At 38.3% G+C, this 18826-nt stretch carries 21 protein-coding genes and 3 tRNA genes; 8 read left to right on the forward strand and 16 right to left on the reverse strand.

Annotation, left to right across the window (positions count from 1 at the left end):
• The first annotated feature begins 85 nt into the window (after positions 1-85).
• The 4 genes from HN643_01850 (at position 86) to HN643_01865 (ending at position 4335) form a co-directional block, all read left to right on the forward strand.
• The gene (locus HN643_01850; GenBank protein ID MBT7500393.1) at positions 86-868 is read left to right on the forward strand and encodes a hypothetical protein; all 783 of its coding nucleotides are present in this window, start codon (positions 86-88) and stop codon (positions 866-868) included.
• Positions 869-888: 20 nt separating this feature from the next.
• Positions 889-1644, forward strand: a complete 756-nt coding sequence (locus tag HN643_01855) for a DUF1449 family protein (GenBank protein MBT7500394.1) — start codon at positions 889-891, stop codon at positions 1642-1644.
• Between the two features lie 68 nt (positions 1645-1712).
• Positions 1713-3752 (forward strand): hypothetical protein, encoded by a 2040-nt coding sequence (locus HN643_01860; GenBank protein ID MBT7500395.1) that lies wholly within the window; start codon positions 1713-1715, stop codon positions 3750-3752.
• Between the two features lie 184 nt (positions 3753-3936).
• The gene (locus HN643_01865) at positions 3937-4335 is read left to right on the forward strand and encodes a hypothetical protein (protein ID MBT7500396.1); all 399 of its coding nucleotides are present in this window, start codon (positions 3937-3939) and stop codon (positions 4333-4335) included.
• Positions 4336-4445: 110 nt separating this feature from the next.
• Here HN643_01865 and HN643_01870 read toward each other — a convergent pair whose 3' ends face one another.
• The 4 genes from HN643_01870 to rpmH form a co-directional block, all read right to left on the reverse strand.
• Positions 4446-4640, reverse strand: a complete 195-nt coding sequence (locus tag HN643_01870; GenBank protein ID MBT7500397.1) for a hypothetical protein — start codon at positions 4638-4640, stop codon at positions 4446-4448.
• Between the two features lie 12 nt (positions 4641-4652).
• Entirely contained in the window at positions 4653-4916 is a 264-nt protein-coding gene (yidD, locus tag HN643_01875) for a membrane protein insertion efficiency factor YidD (protein ID MBT7500398.1), read from the reverse strand.
• On the reverse strand, positions 4913-5269 hold the full coding sequence (gene rnpA, locus HN643_01880; GenBank protein MBT7500399.1) for a ribonuclease P protein component: 357 nt from the start codon (positions 5267-5269) through the stop codon (positions 4913-4915). Before rnpA ends, yidD begins: the two co-directional genes overlap by 4 nt.
• Positions 5270-5364: 95 nt before the next feature.
• Positions 5365-5511, reverse strand: coding sequence for a 50S ribosomal protein L34 (gene rpmH, locus HN643_01885; protein MBT7500400.1), 147 nt, complete (start codon positions 5509-5511; stop codon positions 5365-5367).
• Positions 5512-5751: 240 nt separating this feature from the next.
• Here rpmH and dnaA point away from each other — a divergent pair, with 240 nt between their 5' ends.
• On the forward strand, positions 5752-7137 hold the full coding sequence (gene dnaA / locus HN643_01890) for a chromosomal replication initiator protein DnaA (GenBank protein ID MBT7500401.1): 1386 nt from the start codon (positions 5752-5754) through the stop codon (positions 7135-7137).
• A 256-nt stretch (positions 7138-7393) separates the two neighbouring features.
• Positions 7394-8521 (forward strand): DNA polymerase III subunit beta, encoded by a 1128-nt coding sequence (gene dnaN / locus HN643_01895; protein ID MBT7500402.1) that lies wholly within the window; start codon positions 7394-7396, stop codon positions 8519-8521.
• Positions 8522-8749: 228 nt separating this feature from the next.
• Here dnaN and HN643_01900 read toward each other — a convergent pair.
• The 8 genes from HN643_01900 to HN643_01935 all read right to left on the reverse strand — a co-directional run bounded on the left by HN643_01900 (position 8750) and on the right by HN643_01935 (position 11248).
• Positions 8750-8837, reverse strand: a tRNA-Leu gene (locus HN643_01900).
• Between the two features lie 75 nt (positions 8838-8912).
• Positions 8913-8988, reverse strand: a tRNA-Gly gene (locus HN643_01905).
• A gap of 375 nt (positions 8989-9363) precedes the next feature.
• Complete coding sequence (locus tag HN643_01910) at positions 9364-9555, reverse strand: hypothetical protein (GenBank protein ID MBT7500403.1); 192 nt, start codon at positions 9553-9555, stop codon at positions 9364-9366.
• Positions 9556-9669: 114 nt separating this feature from the next.
• A complete protein-coding gene (locus tag HN643_01915) occupies positions 9670-9909 on the reverse strand; it encodes a hypothetical protein (GenBank protein ID MBT7500404.1) in 240 nt (79 codons plus the stop codon).
• A 122-nt stretch (positions 9910-10031) separates the two neighbouring features.
• Positions 10032-10271, reverse strand: coding sequence for a hypothetical protein (locus HN643_01920; GenBank protein ID MBT7500405.1), 240 nt, complete (start codon positions 10269-10271; stop codon positions 10032-10034).
• A 32-nt stretch (positions 10272-10303) separates the two neighbouring features.
• Positions 10304-10387 (reverse strand) — tRNA-Leu (locus HN643_01925).
• A gap of 8 nt (positions 10388-10395) precedes the next feature.
• Entirely contained in the window at positions 10396-10668 is a 273-nt protein-coding gene (locus tag HN643_01930; protein ID MBT7500406.1) for a hypothetical protein, read from the reverse strand.
• Positions 10669-10777: 109 nt separating this feature from the next.
• Positions 10778-11248, reverse strand: coding sequence for a TrmH family RNA methyltransferase (locus tag HN643_01935; protein MBT7500407.1), 471 nt, complete (start codon positions 11246-11248; stop codon positions 10778-10780).
• A 72-nt stretch (positions 11249-11320) separates the two neighbouring features.
• On the opposite strand from HN643_01935, the gene ruvB reads away from it, so the two are divergent.
• Positions 11321-12358, forward strand: coding sequence for a Holliday junction branch migration DNA helicase RuvB (gene ruvB / locus HN643_01940; protein ID MBT7500408.1), 1038 nt, complete (start codon positions 11321-11323; stop codon positions 12356-12358).
• Positions 12359-12722: 364 nt separating this feature from the next.
• Entirely contained in the window at positions 12723-13268 is a 546-nt protein-coding gene (locus tag HN643_01945; GenBank protein MBT7500409.1) for a hypothetical protein, read from the forward strand.
• A gap of 599 nt (positions 13269-13867) precedes the next feature.
• Here the strand turns inward: HN643_01945 and HN643_01950 are convergent.
• From HN643_01950 to HN643_01965, 4 genes are all read right to left on the reverse strand, one after another.
• Positions 13868-15496, reverse strand: a complete 1629-nt coding sequence (locus HN643_01950) for a SpoIID/LytB domain-containing protein (protein MBT7500410.1) — start codon at positions 15494-15496, stop codon at positions 13868-13870.
• Positions 15497-15539: 43 nt separating this feature from the next.
• Entirely contained in the window at positions 15540-15683 is a 144-nt protein-coding gene (locus HN643_01955) for a hypothetical protein (protein ID MBT7500411.1), read from the reverse strand.
• A 316-nt stretch (positions 15684-15999) separates the two neighbouring features.
• Positions 16000-16314 carry a hypothetical protein gene (locus tag HN643_01960; GenBank protein MBT7500412.1) on the reverse strand — a complete coding sequence of 105 codons (315 nt, stop codon included), beginning with the start codon at positions 16312-16314 and terminating at the stop codon, positions 16000-16002.
• Between the two features lie 110 nt (positions 16315-16424).
• Entirely contained in the window at positions 16425-18779 is a 2355-nt protein-coding gene (locus HN643_01965) for a VWA domain-containing protein (protein MBT7500413.1), read from the reverse strand.
• Between the last annotated feature and the right edge of the window lie 47 nt (positions 18780-18826).

The following is an 18826-nucleotide window of genomic DNA, read 5'->3' on the forward strand; positions in this document are numbered from 1 at the left end:
TCGTAAAATTTGGGACAACATTATCAACGGCATCTTTGGCGAGGAAAACGTCAATGAGGCCACACTGGAAGAAGATTCCAGGGAAATGCTCGTTCAACTGGAAGCTAACCGAAGCTCAGTTTCCCAGACAATGGCTCTGTCTCTAGAGACTAGGGCTCGACTGGAAACTGACGTTGCTCAGCTGGACGAACTCAAGAAGGCCATTAAGGTCTTTTTAGGTGCTGGCAAAACTACAGAGGCACAGCGACTTGCCCAGCAAGTTCTTAGCTTGCAAGGTAAGCTCGCGACGACTGCGACGCTGTATGAGAGCCAAAAGTCGGCAGCTGACAATGCTATTGTCACCTTCCGGACCAATGAGCAACAGGTAAAAACACGCTTGGAGAAACTGGAAAACCTCAAAGCTCTCCAGCAGATCAACAAGATCCGAGAACAAGTTCAAGCGGAACTGGTTGGCTTTAACATTGATGGCGCAGCACAGAGGTTTGACCAAATCGCTGGCAAAATCGAGCGTAAAGCTCTTCAGCTGACAGCTGGAGATGCTCTTGCTGATGTATCTGGCCAGCGGGCTGATCTTTCAATCAACAAACAGCTGGAAACTCAGAAAGTAGCTGGACTATTAGAAGGATTCAAGGCTGAGATGGCTTTGAGTGCTGCTACCGGTGAAACGCAAGTGATCGAAGGGCCTGCGAGCAAAGCGACTATGCTTCTGTCCTCGCCAGCTTTCGACTCCCTGGCTTTGGGTGATTTGACCCCGGCAAATGAACCAGAAACAATAGTTGCTCAAGCAGTTGAAGTTGAGGTGGTAGACACCAAGGCTGCTGATATTGATTCAACTATTGAAAATGCGGGTGAAAATACCCAAGAGTAAAACCAAAGGGAGGCGTTGATATGAATTTTTCTAGGCTTCTACCATTTTTACCGGTAGCTGCCCTTACTCTCCCTGACTTCATTGCCTGGTACGGTGCAGGATATTTAGCCACGTTCATTCTTGGCTTGATGTTCCTAGTCCTGGCGGTAATGGGTGTCGGAGAGCATGACGCAGCAGCTGAACATGACCTTGATCACGATATTGATCATGACATTGACGTGGAACACGACGTTGAAACTGATCATGACGTTGGTCACGAAAGTGAACATGACCACGAAGTCGAACAGGCTCACGGACTAATGCACTCAATTCTCAATCTTTTGGGAATTGGTCGTTGTCCACTGTCCATCATTATGATGACGTTCCTTTTCCTTTTTACAGGGATTGGAATTGGTAGTCTATTGATTCTCAAGCCGATCACTTTCACGTCTGTCATTTTTGGAACAGTTTCCTATTCAGTAGCCTTCCTAGGTGCATTATTCTTGACTGGTTCAATTGCTCGATTAATCGGACGATATTTGCCAACCAAGGAAACCTATGTAAAAGGCACTGCCTCATTACACGGAAAAATCGGTAAAGCAAACTATGATTTTAGCGACAACACTGGATTTTTCCAAGTCGTTGACGACAATCATACCATGCTGGAAAAAAAGGGTATTAACATTGACCCTGATAATCCAATCAAAGCTCGAGATTCTGTTCTGATTGTTACCTACAATAAAGAAAAGGGCTGTTTCTTGGTAAAGAAAGCACCCCCAGAACTAGTAAAATCATAAATTACTGCTATTAATTTATAGTGGTCGTTTCTTTGTAGAGCCCATTCACTCAAATAGGGAGGAAAAACATGGGTTACATTCTTTGGTTGGTGGTATCACTGATTCTGGCAATTGGGCCGTTTTTGGCCCCAGCACTGATTCCCAAATTCGAGATGGGAGGCCTGGCGCAATTCATTATGATGGCCTTTGGGATTGTTTCCCTTCTCATTCTGGCGATTGTGGTAGTTATTACAAAACTCTACCGCAAAACGTCAGCCGACATGGCCTTTGTGCGAACAGGCATGGGCGGGAAAAAGATTATCCTCGATGGAGGTATCTTGGTTATTCCCGTCATCCACAAAGTCATCGAGGTCTCTTTGCAGACCATGCGGCTAGACGTTAAACGTGCAGGCAGAGAAGCTCTCATTACCGAGGACTATCTGCGTGGCAATCTTGAGGCAGAATTCTATATCAAGGTTCAGCCTGCAGACGAGGACATCGTCAGTGCCGCTCGTTCACTTGGTGATCGCTCGGTTGATCCGGGAACCATCAAGGACCTGGTATTTGAGAAGCTGGTATCTGCACTACGAACCGTGGCTGCGAAGTCTACGCTTTTCGCACTCAACTCTGAACGTGAAAAGTTTGCGGACGACGTGAAGAAAGCCGTAACCGAGGACTTGACGCACAACGGTCTGACGCTGGAAACAGTTACTGTTTCTCAGTTGGACCAGGCTGACATCAAGGACTTTGATGAATCCAACGTGTTCGACGCCCAGGGTCGCAAGCGCGTAGCTGAGATTACTCAGGCTGCCCGTGTCGTTACCAATAAACTGGAGCGTGACGCTGAGCGCGACATCAAGGACAAGGACGTTGAGACTCGCAAAAAGGTCCTGACTCTCGAACTCGACCAGAAAAGGGCCGAGGCAGAGCAGGGACGTGACGTAGAAATGGCCAACTCCGAAGCCAAGCGTAAGGCCGATGAATTCGAGATCGAGCAGCAGGAAATTGTTGCCAAGCGTGAGATCGGCAAGGATCGAGCAGTTGAGCTCGAGAACGTGGACAAGGCTCGGAAGGTTGAGATCGCTGAACGCGACAAGGAAGCCGCGATTATCGATGCCGAGAAGAAGAAGGAACTGGCTGACAAGGCCCGTGAGCAGGCTGTCCGTGTAGCCGAGGTTGGACGTGACAAGGCACAGGCTCTGGCTGACCGTGACAAGGAAATTGAAATCGCGGCCAAGGAAGAAGAGCGCGCCAAGGCTGAGTCTGCCCGACTGGCCGCTGAGGCTCTCCGTGAAACCAATGAGCAGGCTGTGAAGACCGTCGAGGTCGTCGAGGCTGCTAAGCGTGACAAAGAGCAGCAGATCATTGCTGCCGAAGCCGACGCAGAGAAGAACTACGTAACCCTTCAGCGTAAGGCTGATGCTTCTGCCTATGAAGTCAAGAAGGATGCTGAAGCTCGTAAGGAAGCTGCAGAAGCTGACTTCTCCGCCAAGGTCAAGGCAGCTCAGGCCGTAGAGGAGACTCTGAAACGTGAGGCAGCTGGTAAGCAAGCTGCGGACATGGTGCCTGTACAGGTCGGATCCAAGCAGGTCGAAGTTGATCGCGCAAGTCAGATGATTGTGGTCGACGTGGCTGCCAAGCAGGTCGAAGTTGACCGCGCATCCGTGACAGTGAAGGACGCTGAAGTTGCTGTGGAGCGTAAGGCTTTGGAGCAGAAGGAAGAGTTCGGCCGTGCTGGTATCGACTTGCAGATCACTCTGGCCAAGATCGAGGCCATGAAGGAAGTGGAAATCGCCAAGGCCACGGCGCTCGGTACGATGCTGAGCAATGCGGAAATGACGCTGTTTGGGGATCCCACCTCTGCTGCGGACATCGTTGGTAAGTACAACAACGCCATGGGAATTGGGAAGTCTCTCGAAGGCTTTATGGCCAGCATGCCCGAGGGTAGCGCTGCTCGTAAACTGGTCGATGGTGTCGTTGAAAAGGTTGGTGGACTGGCCGAAGCAGTATCTGATCGGCTGACTCAGGATGCACCGGCTGATGATGCTCCTGCAACGACCGCTGCTCCGACTCCGCCCCCGACACCTGCCAAGAAGGCTCCGGTACCGCCAGTTGATCCTGCAAAGTAGTAGTAAGTACTACTAATTACTAAGTAAAACCACAAGCTCCTGTTTGTAACTACAAACAGGAGCTTTTTTATTATAAAAATCCACTTCAACCCTTATGTATTTTACGACAAATAGCAACCTTGACAAAGCTTAATCTCTATGTTAATATAACAAGTTCCTTAAAATCAATTAGAAGGAGATAACCATGGCTGAAATAATTACTATTAGTGCTGTTTTAATTCTTGGAACTCTGCTTTATTGGCTTTCAACCAGAAAGTCCAGTTCACAAGCAAAAATCGGCCTAGAAATGATTGGTAATGAGGCGCTTAAAACCAAAGACCAGGTTCACGTTGATCTTAAAATTAGTTTGAGTATGTCTTTTTCTGCTACTACTATTAAATATGGATTAGTACGTCTATTGCAAGAAGTTCAAAATAATACTAAAACAAGGATTATTAAACTACTTCAGCAATTATCTTTTGTTGAAGTAGATAATAATTTCGTTTTCACTGATAAAGTACGAACTGGCCTAAAACCATTGTTTGACAGTTATGGACTTGAGATTACTAAGATCAAGGTTCATTTTGTCCGACAATCTAAGTAGGGAGTCTCCATGAAAATGTACTTTTTCATTTTTATAATAGTACTCATTGTAACTTTTGTTCAAGGAAGGTTTTTTAAAGGATCCACCCGCCCGCTTCTCCGAGCATTGATTTATGCTGGTCTTGCTTGCCTAGGAACATTTCTTTTTATAATTGGAATACAGTGGCTTTTGGGTCTACTACTAGTGGTAATTGCCATTATTGGTATATACTTTCTAATCAAGTTGAAATCTTCTATTAATGAAGAAAACGAAGAATAGTCTGTCAAAAACAAAAGAGCGTTGATATCATCAACGCTCTTTTTCATTTTCTCAAAAAATTATTTCATTGGATCATGACCACCTTTGGACCAGGGATTACAACGAAGCACTCTATAAGCTGCCTTTGCCCCACCAACAAATACTCCATATTTTTCAATTGCCTGATAGCCATATTCTGAACAAGATGGTTTATATTTACAATAGCCTCCCGGAAAATTATCCTTCAATGGGCCATGATCAAAAGACAGTGTACTTTGATAAATTTTTATCAACTTTAGAACAAAAATCCTAGGAAAATATTTTAAGTGATGGTTTAATTTCATAAAAGATTCAATTTTTTAAGAAGTCCAATTAGCTCAGTTTTAATTTCCCCAAGTTCTTTATGCTTTATACTTGGTTTAGTAATTATTAAACAATCATAATTTCCCTTGATCTGACTTTGCTCTCTTTGAACTATATTCCTAAGTCGCCTTTTTATTTTATTTCGCTCAGTAGCTCTTTTATCTATTTTATTATTTACAATAAATCCAAATCTATTATATTTAAGGCTATTATTAAATATTTTAACAATCAAAAATTTTCCAGCTATATTCAACCCTTTTTTTTGTTTAAAATCTTTGCCCCAAAAGGCATCAAATTCATTTTGCTTAGTTATTCTGTTTTCCTTTTTCAACATAATAGACTTTTTAAGCATTACTAAATTTCTGGTTTCTTTTATTCAAAAAAGAAACCACTTATAGTGTAGCTTCTTTTCTATATTTGTTCCAGTTATCAACGGTCAGAAGAACTTAAGCTTGTTCTAGCTTTATCTCGTCTTCTCTTTAAAATTGATCGGCCGTTTTTAGTTTGCATTCTGGATCGAAATCCATGCTTTTTCAGCTTTTTCCGAATATTCGGTTGAAATGTTCTTTTTGGCATATTTTTGTGCTAGATATTAACTTTCAAAAGTATACTTCTTTATTTTGTTTTTGTCAATAGGCTAATATAGCTTGCTTTTTTTTTCAGACTATTATAAAATTTTCTCTAGAGCTACCTTCCACGTTATCAACATGATATTAACAGTTTAGTAACTTTTCAACAGCTTGTCCACATGTTAGTTGAGTGCTAAAATAAAAACAGTCCTCTACTATAAGTAATCTCTAATAAAAATAAAAAGCTATGGAAGATCAAAATGAGCAACTTTGGTTAGCTGTTCTTGGTGAACTTGAACTCTCCTTAAGTAAAGCCAGTTTTACCACCTGGTTAAAAAATACTTTTATTATAAAAAATGATGAAGGATGTATTGAGGTTGGTGTGCCTAATACTTTTTCACAAGCCTGGTTAAAACAAAAATACCACCAACAGATATACAAGATTATTCAAACAAAAAGCAAAGAGAGAATTAAAGAAATAAACTATAAAGTTCAAAGCTTAAAATCTTACAACAAACAAATAGATGAATTAAAGAAAACTGTTTCTACTCAAGAACAAATCCCAGAAGCTACCCAAAATGAAGTTCTCGCTAAGCAAACAAAAAAACAAGGACTCAATGTTAAATATCTTTTCGACTCCTTTATTGTTGGTAAAGCTAATGAACTAGCTCACGCTGCAGCTTTAGCTGTGGCTGAAAAACCAGGATTAACTTATAACCCTCTTTTTATTTATGGTGGTGTTGGATTAGGAAAAACTCACCTACTACAATCCGTTGGGCATGCCGTTTCACAAAAAAATCCTGAAAAAAAGATCGTTTATGTAACTTGTGAACAATTTACCAATGACTTTATAAGTTCAATTTCTTCTGGCCAGGCTGTTCGTTTTAATAATACTTACCGTACTGCTGATGTTCTACTAATTGATGATATTCAATTTTTAACTGGCAAAGAAGGAACTCAAGAAGCTTTTTTTCATACTTTCAATGATCTTCATCAGAGAGATAAACAGATTGTTATAACTTCTGATCGTCCACCAAAAGCTATTTCTACCCTAGAAGATCGTTTATTATCTCGTTTTGAATGGGGAATGATTGCTGATATTTCTCAACCTGATCTTGAAACCAGAATTGCCATTTTGGAAACTAAATGCCAAGAAAAAGAATTTTTATTAGAAAGAGACATTATTCAGTACATCACCTTGAATATTCAAAATAATATTCGTGAACTCGAAGGTGCCCTAAATAAGATTATTGCTTACCATCAATTAAATAAACTTGAACCTACTCTAGAAAATATCAAAAAGATACTATTTTCAATTTCTGAATCAAGTAAAAAGGGTGGTGCTGTTTCTGCAAAACAGCTAATTGATTTGGTTAGTGGTTTTTATGAACTATCACTGGACGATATTCTAGGTAAAAGTAGAGAAAAAAGATTAGCTTTTCCTCGCCAAATCATAATGTATCTCCTTCGTGAAGAATTAAGCTGTTCATATCCAATGATAGGAAGTGAACTAGGTGGTCGAGATCACACAACTGCTATGCATGCTTACGATAAAATTTCTAGATTAATTGCTGAAGATGAAAAATTGCGTCAAGAAATAAATTTAATCAAACAAAAGGTATATTCATCTTGATAAGTTGTGCATAACCATATAAAAAAATGTCCACATTCTTGTTTATAACTTTTAGTCATTTCTGTTCATAAGTATTTCGAAATCACCAAAAGACCACTTATAAACATTTAAGGACTGTTCATCTACACCCATGTCAACAGGGTTACGCAATGATTTTTTCAATAAACTAATTACAAAAAAGCACTTATCCACCCGTATCCACAGCCTTATTATTATTATTGTTTTTATATATATAGAATTATAAAAAAGAGAATCTATGAAAATCACATGTCTTCAAGAGAACTTAAACTTCGGGTTACAAACTACAGGACACCTTGTAAATAAAAATATCAACTTACCTATCTTAAACAATGTACTGCTTGAAGCCAAGGAAGGAAGCTTGAAACTTTCTAGTACAAATTTAGAAATAGGGATTAGTAGTGTTGTTAGATGTAAAGTTGAAAAAGAAGGAAGCTTCACAGTGGACGCAAGACTTCTGGCTGATTATGTTAATCTTTTAGCCAAAGACCAAGTTAATATGGAATTATTAGCAGATGATTTTATGAAGATAGCCTGTCTATCCTCTGAAACTAAAATGAAAGGAATTGTTGCTGATGATTTCCCAGTTATTCCTCAAATTGAAAAGAAAGATCCGTTTACTATTAAAATCAGTGATTTTAAAAAAGCTCTATCGCAGGTTATATTTTCAGTAGCAAGTTCAGAAACAAGACCTGAAATAAGTGGTATTTTAATGAACTTTAATAAACTTAGTAAAAACAAATTAGTAATGGTCGGAACTGATAGTTATAGGTTAGCTGAAAAATTTGTGGAATTAGAAAAGAATGAACAAGAACAAGAAGTTATAGTACCACTAAAAACTTTACAAGAATTACTTAGAATCCTTGGTAACTTAAAGGACAAGGCTGATACTCCAGAAAATTTGGAAATTTATATTACCGAAAATCAAGTTCTATTTACTTGTGCTAATATTGAATTAATATCTAGACTACTTGAAGGACAGTATCCAGATTATAAACAGATTATTCCACAAGAAACAAAAACTAAGATTATTACCTCAACTTCAGAATTAGTTAAAGCTATAAAAAAAGTTGCCCTATTTTCCAAGACAGGAATATTTGATATTAATTTAGTGTTTGAAGCTCAAAAAGGATTAACTGTACAAGCTACAAACTCTCAACTTGGTGAAAGTAAAGCTGATATTGATGTTGAATTCACTGGTGAAACAAATGATACAACTTTGAACTATAGATATTTACTTGATGGATTAAATAATGTTGATGCTAGCGAAGTTGAAATAAGTTTAGTCGATAATAATCTCCCCTGTTTAATTAGACCAAAAGGAACAACTGATTATTTGTATATTGTGATGCCTATTAAGCAGTAAAAAGTTGAAAGTTTGTAAAGTTCATAAAGTAAAACATAAAATAAAAAACGCTCCGATGGTTATCGTGGGCGTTTTTGAATTATTGGTTTTCTGGGATCTGTTCGATCAGATTTATATCTTAGAGAATATTATTAATGGAAATATTATTTGTCAATAAAAAATGCGGTAAGATACCGTATTTTTTATGGCCGCGCCATTCGTAGCTCTGATGAAATACAGAGCGAAGAATGGTGCCTCGGGCCGGAATCGAACCGGCACGGTTTATACAACCACTGGATTTTAAGTCCAGCGCGTCTACCAATTCCGCCACCGAGGCTTATTTAATGTAATGGATTGTCATGACTTGTTATGGCTTGCCATTCGAAGCTCTGATGAAATACAGAGCGAAGAATGGAGCGGGAGACGAGACTCGAACTCGCGACCTCAACCTTGGCAAGGTTGCGCTCTACCAACTAAGCTACTCCCGCATAAATTTTTAATTTGATCGCAACCTTTTTAAATTCATTTGCGCTCTAACCAATCCCGATGATTTAGCAAAGCTAAATTTCGGGATCCCGACGAACAATGTGACGTCGGGACTAAGCTACTCCCGCATAATATTTTAAAAATCGCGCAACCTTTAAAAATTAATTTTTGTTTATTTGCGCTCTAACCAATCCCGATGATTTAGCAAAGCTAAATTTCGGGATCCCGACGAACAACGTGACGTCGGGACTAAGCTACTCCCGCAATCAAATGTAAGGTCATTATAGCAAAATTATTATGAATGTCAATATAAAAAAAAGCCCCAGTAAGAGCTTTGTGTAAACTGGGAGCTTTGTGATTTAATGTGGTAATGTAGGCTACTTAAGCCAAGGGAAAGGATCCTTTTCCTTGGGTTCAATGAACGTCGTAAGAGGCTGAAAATCCGGCTTTATTTCCGGCGTCTGAATTCGTGCGAACTTTTTCCGTTCCATCTCCTCATGGACCAATGTCCTTCGCATGGTAGCAAGACCAACTCCAGTAAATTCGTTGTTTCCAAATTCATCTGCCATCATCCACCTCCTATTATGTGAAAGTATTAAAATTATATAGAATAATTAATGTTTTGTCAAGGGCTAATAAAAAAGCTTCAAGTGGTGTGCTTGAAGCTTGGTTTGTTGTTTGTTCTATAGTTCTCTCAGAAACTCGTTTTCTGTTATTTCTGCTCTTACCGCTAATGGCTTTTTATCAAAGGGAAGTTTTTCTTTGGCAACCTTTGCCGGTGCACTCAAGTGATCTGCCCTTTTTACAGCCATTGCTTTGGTGGTTGGATCAATAGGATCTTCTCTGAATGTATTCAGAACCAGATCTTCTGCTCGGTCTTTCATCCTTTGATCATGGTGTCTACGAAAGGTTTTGTCTCTCATACTCACTCCTCCCCAAGGTTTCCAGCGATTGTACTTCAGAGTATATCAGAAGAAATATAGGTTGTAAATATTAGAAAAAGAAAAAGCTCCAGTCGTGAGAGACTAGAACTTTTTGTGTTCATTTAAGGAGAAGACATTGTAGCCAGAACTGCTTCATCACGGGCTTGTCTGACATCAAAGGGAATAACTTCCAGTCCCTTCTCAATGTCCAATTCAGAGCCTGTTCCGCAGTGGAATACATGTATTCTTGAAGCTATATTTGATTTTTCAAGAATTCCTATCAGGTCATAAACAGCTTCAGTTTTAGTAATAATCACTTCTCTACTTCCTCTGCCTTCGATATAAAATCTAATGCAGTACATGAGTACCTCCATTTAAAGTTTGAGACAATTAGTGCCGGATGCGGGATTTGAACCCGCACGGGAATTACCCCAAGGGATTTTAAGTCCCCAGTGTCTACCAGTTCCACCAACCCGGCATTGAGATCTATATTCGTTTCTTGTAGTAAAACCACTGAATAATAGTAATTGCCGAAAGACAAATGCCAATGGTGTCAGGAATCAAGATGTAGAAAGAATCAATTGTTATAGCATAACCAGCTCGAGAAAGATAAACTGCACAAGCTAAGACCGCTAATGTTAAAGGATTTCCACTTCTTTTTTCCTTGAAGTTTTTTAGCACTTGAGCTGAAAGCCCAAGAATAACCATGGCAATTCCAAATACCATGGTCATTGTTCCAAATATATTGGACCAATTCATGATATGCTCCTACATGGCTAGATGAAGTAAAATGAACATAGAACTAGCCACTATAGCATGAAAGGTATTTAATGTCAATATTTCTTACTTAATTTTAGCCCCGAAGGGGTCACTTAGTGGCTAAAATATAATACAATAAGCCACCTAAAGCTACAGTTACATTAAGGCTTTTCTTTATGCCTAACATTGGGAGTGAAATGATTTTATCACATTGTTTTTGAATATTTGAAGGAATACCGGTTACTTCATTGCCAAGAATAATAACCACTTTATTTTTTGGTTGCCATTTTCTGTAATCCAAACTTTTGTTTTTAACTTCTTCCAGTCCAATAATTTCATAACCCAAAGATTTATATTTTTTGATGGTTGGTGCCAAGGTCTTGATCTTTTCCCAGGGGACAGTTAAATCAGCACCAAGAGCAGTCTTGGCTAATTGAATTGGTTTTTCATTTGGTGAAGCAGTATAACCAGCTAAATATAATTTTTCAGCACCAATGGCATCGCAGGTTCGGAAAATTGATCCTACGTTATAAAGGCTCCTAATTTTGTTGGCAATAACAATAATACTTGGTTTTTGCATAAATTTGATGTAAAATAATGTGTAGAGGCAGGGAATTGTCGCGACTATTCCCTTTCCTACACACCATATCAAATGTCGCTGCAAAAACCAAATATGATTGATTCTAACAACGACCGAATTGTTTCAGCCAACTTAGACTCCAATGAAAATGAGTTTGATCAGAATTTGCGTCCAAAAGATTTGAAGAATTTCATTGGTCAAAATAAGATAAAAAATAATTTGAATATATTCATGGAGGCAGCCAAGCTTCGAGGCGAACCCATTGAACATGTGCTTTTATTTGGACCACCCGGATTGGGAAAAACAACTTTGGCTCATATTATTGCTGGTGAAATGGGAGCTAATATGAGAGTTACAACCGGACCAGCAATTGAGAAAAGTGGCGACTTGGCAGCTATTTTAACTAATCTTGAGGATGGTGATATTTTATTTATTGATGAAATTCATCGTTTGAATAGAATTGTGGAGGAAATTTTATATTCAGCTATGGAAGATTTTGTTTTGGATATTGTAATTGGTAAAGGTCCCTCAGCAAAAACTTTAAGAATTGATTTACCGAAATTTACTTTGATTGGTGCAACTACAAAATTATCTAAATTGTCCTCCCCTCTTCGTGACCGCTTTGGTAATAGTTTTGCTTTGGAATTTTATGAGCATGAAGACATTGATGAAATAATAAAAAGATCAGCAAATATTCTAAAGGTTAATTTTATTGAGGATTGTTCCTTGTCTATTGCTGAGCGGGCTCGTAAAACTCCACGTATTGCCAATCGACTATTAAAAAGAATAAGAGATTATGCTGAAGTAAAAAATAGTGGCCAGATTGATTCACAAATTGTAGATAAAACTTTACAAATGTTGGATGTTGACGAATATGGATTAGATCAAATTGATCGCAAAATTTTATTAACGATTATAGAAAAATTTAACGGTGGCCCCGTCGGTTTAAATACTATTTCTGCCGCGACCTCTGAAGAAATGGAAGCTATTGAAGATGTTTATGAACCATATTTATTACAGTTGGGTTTTATTAATCGAACAAATCGTGGTAGAATAGTTACAGCAGATGCTTACAAACATTTGAATAAAAAACAAACTAATATTAAATAGATATTACACAGATATTAAACAAATATTTAGTGATTAGGTTATAATATTGGTATAATATTTGTACAATATTCGAATAATATTTTTTTGGGTCGCTATGGAAATTCCAATTACAATTTTTCTTTTCATTTATTTATTATACATTCTGATATTTTTGTTTTTTAGTTTTTTCAATTTATATCACATGTTGCGATTTGGTTTCGTGAGTTTTGGGGCATATGTTATTACGATTGGCTATATTGTTGTTACGCTTTTGGCTTTATTTATTTCATATTATTATATTGCTCAGATTGATTGGGAAAATACTTTTATTAAATTATATGGAGTCACCTCTTCTGGACAAGTGTATTAATTAAATTATTTTATTATGTATAGTCATAGACATTTTCCAAATCAAAAACCGAATGAACATATTTTAATGTTCTTGCGTAGGCATTGGCTTGAAGTGTTAAAAATAGCTTTGACTAATATTTGTTTAGCCGCTATTCCTATTATCTTTTTTGTGATTATTTATAATTATACAAATTATTTTGAATCTGATATTATTGCAGCTTTAATAGTTTTACTTGGTAGCGCGTTTTACTTGTTTGTGATTTTATATGCATTTACAAATTTTGTTGATTATTATTTAGATGTTTGGATTGTAACTAATCAAAGGATAATTAACATTGAACAAAAAGGATTGTTTTCTAGAATCGTTTCAGAAAAAGATCTAGGTCAAATGCAGGATATCACTTCAGAGGTTGATGGTTTTTGGGCAACTCTTTTAAATTTTGGAAACGTACATATTCAGACTGCAGGTGAAAAAGAAAGGTTTGTTTTTAAACAAGTTCCTTTTGCTAGTGAAGTTTCTCGGCGGATAAGTAATTTGGTAGCTGAGTATAATAAAATGGAAAAAACCAAGGAAGTGTAAAATATTTAGTAACAATATATTTAAAATAAAAATAGGGCATACAAAGCCCTACTTTTATTTTTGTTTTTTCTGAAAGTGAAGAAAGACCTTAGAGTGCAGACTGTGAGCCATCATCAAGTTTAGAAGCTAAAAAATAGATGATTTCAAGAAACGACGATGCAGGAGTAGTTGAAAAATACTTCAATGAGGAGTGACAAAGAAATCAGTAATTTTTTTGCTTCCCTTTGGGCGGTTCAATTTGATTCCTTTTCTGCGTTGCGCGTCGCTCACGATGCATTTAGCATCACTTCACTCCTTGCGTCTTGAAAAGAAACAAAATTGGTTCCGCTAAATTGATGTTGGTTCAAAGCCTGCACTCTGAGCTGTGGAGAAAATTTTTAATTGTTAAATTAAATAAGGAACAAGAAAATTTTTAGCTGTTCTTTTGGAATCTCTCCAAAAGTGTTGATAAACGGTTTTTGCAACCGAGTTAGTTTGAACGTTTAATTGTGGGTGCCCCTCTGGGGCGTTGTTATTTATATCAGTTCAACTTTGTTTAATTAGTTGACTGGTTTATCAGTTGAGTTTTTTCAACCACTAAACCAGTGAACCAAACGAGGTTAATATATTTTTTCAATATCAATATTTTTGTAATAATAATTTAGAATTTCATCATAGGTCCAGTTTAATTGTTTTGCTCTTGCTTTTGCGTCGACCTGATCAATGCCGTAGCCATGCCCCCATTTGCCATATTTTGCGCTGTACGGCGTTTTTACTGTGTTTAGATATGGAAGGTTGTTTATGTTAGTTGTCTGCCCTCCGCTCTGCGCAGAGTAATAAGCAATTATGACTTCACTATTATGAGTTAATACCACCCCCTCAGTTTCTTTTACTGCTTTCATTTGATTGGGCATTATGGATTCAATAACATAACCTTTGTAAACTTGATCTCTTTCATCTGGGTATACATCAAAAAAACTGTCTTCTACTTCAAATTTATTTAAATGATAAAGCGCATAAGTTCGAGCAGCAATTATCATTGCTTTTTGATATTCGATAGGATCAGAGTTAGAAGTTTCCTTAATACCTTTTAAGTAACTTTCCAGAGGTAAAATTTCAATTAACCAAGTTCTGTCCTTTGGTTCATAATAATTTAAATGTAAATCACCTGTGAATTGATTATAGTTGAGTGTTTTGTTCCAAGTCGGAATATCATCAAGGCTGGTAATCGTAAATATTCCATGATTAGAATTTCTTAAGTATAAATTAGTTTTTGTTCTTACAGTTTTATTAATAAAATCAAAAACATACTCACCTTTCGCATTTATATAATTGAATTGTAAAATAGTATCAGCTGGCACAGAGGCTAATAAAATATCATTTTCATCATAGACTTGCCAGGCTTTACTGTTTTTTATTCTAATGAAATTATCTGTATTTAAAATACCAACTTCAATGTTTGGCCCTTTTTCTTCAATATCAAATTGTTCTGCGCAGGTAACATTATCCAAACCAGCGTCTACACTAGCAATATTTAGCTTGAGTGTACAAACAGCTTTTAGTTTAGTTTCTACTGTTTCTGGTTCAGTCTGTGCTACTTCTTCTTGGGTAGTATTTTTGGCGGTTGAATAGTCTTCCGGATTGTTAACAACGTTCATAGAGATTTCTACAGTACCGCCACTGATCATTATATTATCTCTAACTAAAACAAACTTACCCACATATTCATTTATATTTTTTGGAGCTTGTAGCGCAAATTTAAATGTTCCAGTTTCACCTGGGTTAACTTCTTCTTCTTGAAGTTGCGCGGGGTGAAAGGCGTCTGGCCAAAAGTTATGCCGAAATTTTAGGGCAGTGGACATTGATTTTAAGTAAACAGATTCTTTTGTCCAGGTAGATGTGCCCTCGTTTTTGTAACTTAAATTAAAAGTAAAAGCTTGATTGGGTTTAATATTTACCGTGTCAAGTGATTGATAAAAAAGGTTTGCTTGATTCGATAACTCTGCTGCCATAACAATTTTCAAAGCAAGCGGGTTATTGGGATTAGTAGTTGGTGTAAATAAATTTTTTTCTATTAAACGTAGACCAGAGGCCGTCGTAACTACAAGAATAAATGATATAAAAACATAACTAAAAACATTAAGCCAGGATTTTTCATCTTGAGCTTTTTTGTATAGCTTGTTGTTTTTTATTTTTGCCTTAGCCTGGGCGTTCCAGGAATAAGACAAGTACTTAGTATGGCAGTGCATATTTATTTTTATATCTTAGCAAAAAACTTTTGTCTGGCAAAACTTATCTGGCAACATTAAAAGTTTTACGGTCTAAAAACTCTGATTTTTTACCCTTGTTCCAGCGATGAACAGGACTTAAGTAGCCGACAACTCGGGTATAAACCTCACATTTTTGTCGTTTTTGTTGTTGTTTGAGTGGTGTCATATTTATTTTATTAATTAGTGATTAATAAGTGATAGTGGTGGGTAAAGAGTTAAATTACTCAACACTTTTAGCTTATCAATAAAAAGGAGCGCCATTCCTTTGTGGAAAGACACTCCTTGAATTCTCCTACTACTAGTATAGCAAAGATCTATTGATTTGTCAAGCTAACTTTATTGGCTAAAATTAGTTTAATGTGTGGACTATTGAACACAAAATTTATTTACATTTTTGCCAAAAAATTAATTATTGTCTAAAATTACAACAAAGTGGTCCCTTCGGGACGAAAAAACCAGCGCTTTGAGCTGGTTGTAACTATTTATTCTTTAAGCATGGTAACTTTGCCAATAAAACCGTAATTATTGGATCCAATCCAGTGGACGCGGACTGAATTCTGGGTATCACTGTGATTAATAATATTTACATGGGAAGGCTCGATATATGCGGCCATAGCTTGTAAATTAATGCAGCAAATCGCTTCACCTAGAATCAAAGGACCCTTTTTACCACGCGGTTTGGAAATTAGCCAAAGACCGCGATTGGAACGGTCTCCCCTTTTGTGAAAAGTCTTTTCATTTTCACCTGTAGAGTAAAAACAGATTTTTTGTGAATTAACTTCAACTGTGATTTCCATCTCAACCTCCTTAGAAAATGAACATTGGAATATGTTAATTTACTAAAGTTTTAACTGATTGTCAAGTCGAAATAAAAACCCCGCTGTTCGCGAACAGCGGGGTGTGTTGTTTATGTAGATATTGCTGTAGCCTTACCCAAGCCTTGCTCCGCTAGTGTCCATAGAGCTAAAGCCATTTCTTCAGTTGGTTGTTGAATGAGCTCACTTGGAATAGTCGTAGTGTAACCATAAGCTCGCAGTTCAACCAGTAGGTTGTACAAACTGGAAAGTTGTATTTCTGGCCAATCTGTGAATTTTTCTGTTGTTAATCCCATCTGTAAGACTATCCATAGTTTGTCAGTAACAGATCTGTCTGTGTGTTTTTCCAGTTTGGCCTTCAGGTCTTCAGCTTGTTGCAAAAGAGTGGGCTTGTCGGTTAGTTGCTGAGGTGGGGAGGGCAATTGAAGGGGATCTTCGTACTCATCCGGTAATCTCAGCTCACCACTTAAATATCGGATGTCATCGCAAAAGCTTTCAGATGCATCATCAATGGAATCAAGGGAGTGCATCTCACCGCCACTGGGCGTAAGACCTTGTCTCTGAAGATTGACTCCACCAGAAAAGAATTTCATGTTATCAACTGTGGAGCGTCGGCTACTTAACATGCCGATCATAGCGGCACCAGCCATACTGCGGCTACCAAAAGTAGCATCGTAATCCCAAGTATGGGGCAGTAGTACGGGAATATCAACCTTTTCCGGTTTTTCACCGGGAATGTCTTTGTAGGACACTGCCACAAATGAGGTTGTCGGACCAATAATGCCGTAACGCAATGACAGTTCAGTTTTTGCTTTGTCATCCGTAAGTTCGCGCATTTTCATTTTGGCCCACATCCAGGAGCCCATATCAGAAGTTGATTCTTCCGGCACAGCTAGCGGCCATTCGTGGGTTTGTCCATCAACTCCTTGACCTTGAACAATCAACCGGCGAGGTTCGAATTTTTTGCTGCGAATAGCAATTGTGGCCGGTCGGTTGCTGAATAAGCTGGTAGACCCAATCATTTCTGCGTCATCAGGTAGTTCAAGAATGCTGATGTTCTGGATCACCGGACCTGAGGCCAGGTTAGCCATTTGGTTAGCCACGGCTGTGTAGTCTTCACCGGGCAGAACACATTCATTTTGACCGTCAGATTCTTTGGCAAAGCTTTTTAAGGTATCATTATTGACGGCGCTGTCAATGCCAATAGTGTGAACGCGCACTCCAGCCTTTTTGACGTAGGAATCATCATGAGTTTGACCATCTGAAACAGCAATGACACAGCGTTCGATATTATCGCCTCTAGCTGGAATATCAAACTGTTTCATGCATTGGGTTAGAGCTTGGCCAAGGTAAGTACTTCCACGGCTATTGAAATTTTTTAAACAAGAAAAATGTTCTTCAGTGACTTCACTTAAACGAACAAGTAGCTCAAATTGATCTTCATAATCAAAGATCATAATACCAACTTTGGTTGGCCGAGTGGAAGCTCTGAATTTTTCTAGCAGTTTTCTGGTAATGACTTTGAGACCTTCTATTTTAGGTCCGCTCATACTACCGGAGCGATCCAGGCAAAGCATAACTTCGATTGGTGAAGTAGCAGTTTGATCCAGTCCTGCAGTTAACTGCAGCAGGGTAAACTCTTCTGTTTCCCCTTCTCCAACAGTAACGATCGTGTTATCAACTTTCAGATTGGGCTGCTTGGCCGTGGTCTTGTAAGTAATAACAATATCCCGATCCATGCGCAGATTTTCTGCCTTGATCAGATGTGTGCCATTGCCTTCAAGTTGAGTGGCTTCAATCAGTTCTTGATGGGAAGGAGATTCAATGGTTGCCGGAAAGCCGGGAGTGAGAAAGATTTCAAGCGAAGCTTTGTAGCTGACTTCTTCAACAACCTGCGGGGTGATTTTACTGGCATCAGGAACTAAATTAGTATCCGGAGCCCAGCCGTCGCCTTGAGGTTCGCCATCTTTAGGAACTCCGGGAATAAAACGTGGCGCCACAACCAGAGGAGCACTGAATCGACCGCCATCATCCTGCCAGGAAACCGGCGCAAAATAGCGCGCAGTCACACTGATAGTTTCACCTGGTTCAATTCCTGCCACAGACATGGTAAAAATGTTCGGTCTTTCCTGCTCTAATAGAGCAGCATGATGTCCATCGTCGCGCGCTTCTTCGTATTCATCGCGTGCTTCTTGTTTGGTTCGAAGTTCAGACTCAATACGCTTGTCACCGATTTGCATGGTGACGCCAAGTACGCTGGCTTCGTCTACCAATGGAAATACATAGATTGCTTCTACTGGTTTGTCTAATTCATTGCCGTACGTTTGGCACACTTCCATTTCAGATTCTGTGCCATTGACCACACCACGAATTTCCATTTCCTTCAATGGTAGAGCGGGAATGGGTTTTCCCATTGCTTCTTCTTGCTGTTGAGTGTTTTCACTCATATGAAACCTCCTAAATTAGGTTAAAAAGGTACAATAGCTATTGATTA

This window comes from Candidatus Falkowbacteria bacterium, from assembly GCA_018674305.1.
Lineage (GTDB): Bacteria > Patescibacteriota > Patescibacteriia > UBA11705 > JABHMO01 > JABMRF01.

What these genes read in the sequence shown, in the direction of transcription:
- HN643_01860 (MBT7500395.1), top strand. Translation starts at nt 1,713, where the DNA reads ATGGGTTACATTCTTTGGTTGGTGGTATCACTGATTCTGGCAATTGGG.
- yidD (MBT7500398.1), bottom strand. Translation starts at nt 4,916, where the DNA reads ATGAAATTAAACCATCACTTAAAATATTTTCCTAGGATTTTTGTTCTA.
- HN643_01855 (MBT7500394.1), top strand. Translation starts at nt 889, where the DNA reads ATGAATTTTTCTAGGCTTCTACCATTTTTACCGGTAGCTGCCCTTACT.
- HN643_01865 (MBT7500396.1), top strand. Translation starts at nt 3,937, where the DNA reads ATGGCTGAAATAATTACTATTAGTGCTGTTTTAATTCTTGGAACTCTG.
- HN643_01960 (MBT7500412.1), bottom strand. Translation starts at nt 16,314, where the DNA reads ATGGAAATCACAGTTGAAGTTAATTCACAAAAAATCTGTTTTTACTCT.
- rpmH (MBT7500400.1), bottom strand. Translation starts at nt 5,511, where the DNA reads ATGCCAAAAAGAACATTTCAACCGAATATTCGGAAAAAGCTGAAAAAG.
- HN643_01920 (MBT7500405.1), bottom strand. Translation starts at nt 10,271, where the DNA reads ATGTACTGCATTAGATTTTATATCGAAGGCAGAGGAAGTAGAGAAGTG.
- dnaA (MBT7500401.1), top strand. Translation starts at nt 5,752, where the DNA reads ATGGAAGATCAAAATGAGCAACTTTGGTTAGCTGTTCTTGGTGAACTT.
- HN643_01955 (MBT7500411.1), bottom strand. Translation starts at nt 15,683, where the DNA reads ATGACACCACTCAAACAACAACAAAAACGACAAAAATGTGAGGTTTAT.
- HN643_01950 (MBT7500410.1), bottom strand. Translation starts at nt 15,496, where the DNA reads ATGCACTGCCATACTAAGTACTTGTCTTATTCCTGGAACGCCCAGGCT.
- rnpA (MBT7500399.1), bottom strand. Translation starts at nt 5,269, where the DNA reads ATGTTGAAAAAGGAAAACAGAATAACTAAGCAAAATGAATTTGATGCC.
- ruvB (MBT7500408.1), top strand. Translation starts at nt 11,321, where the DNA reads ATGTCGCTGCAAAAACCAAATATGATTGATTCTAACAACGACCGAATT.
- HN643_01935 (MBT7500407.1), bottom strand. Translation starts at nt 11,248, where the DNA reads ATGCAAAAACCAAGTATTATTGTTATTGCCAACAAAATTAGGAGCCTT.
- dnaN (MBT7500402.1), top strand. Translation starts at nt 7,394, where the DNA reads ATGAAAATCACATGTCTTCAAGAGAACTTAAACTTCGGGTTACAAACT.
- HN643_01965 (MBT7500413.1), bottom strand. Translation starts at nt 18,779, where the DNA reads ATGAGTGAAAACACTCAACAGCAAGAAGAAGCAATGGGAAAACCCATT.
- HN643_01870 (MBT7500397.1), bottom strand. Translation starts at nt 4,640, where the DNA reads ATGAAAAAGAGCGTTGATGATATCAACGCTCTTTTGTTTTTGACAGAC.
- HN643_01910 (MBT7500403.1), bottom strand. Translation starts at nt 9,555, where the DNA reads ATGGCAGATGAATTTGGAAACAACGAATTTACTGGAGTTGGTCTTGCT.
- HN643_01930 (MBT7500406.1), bottom strand. Translation starts at nt 10,668, where the DNA reads ATGAATTGGTCCAATATATTTGGAACAATGACCATGGTATTTGGAATT.
- HN643_01850 (MBT7500393.1), top strand. Translation starts at nt 86, where the DNA reads ATGCTCGTTCAACTGGAAGCTAACCGAAGCTCAGTTTCCCAGACAATG.
- HN643_01945 (MBT7500409.1), top strand. Translation starts at nt 12,723, where the DNA reads ATGTATAGTCATAGACATTTTCCAAATCAAAAACCGAATGAACATATT.
- HN643_01915 (MBT7500404.1), bottom strand. Translation starts at nt 9,909, where the DNA reads ATGAGAGACAAAACCTTTCGTAGACACCATGATCAAAGGATGAAAGAC.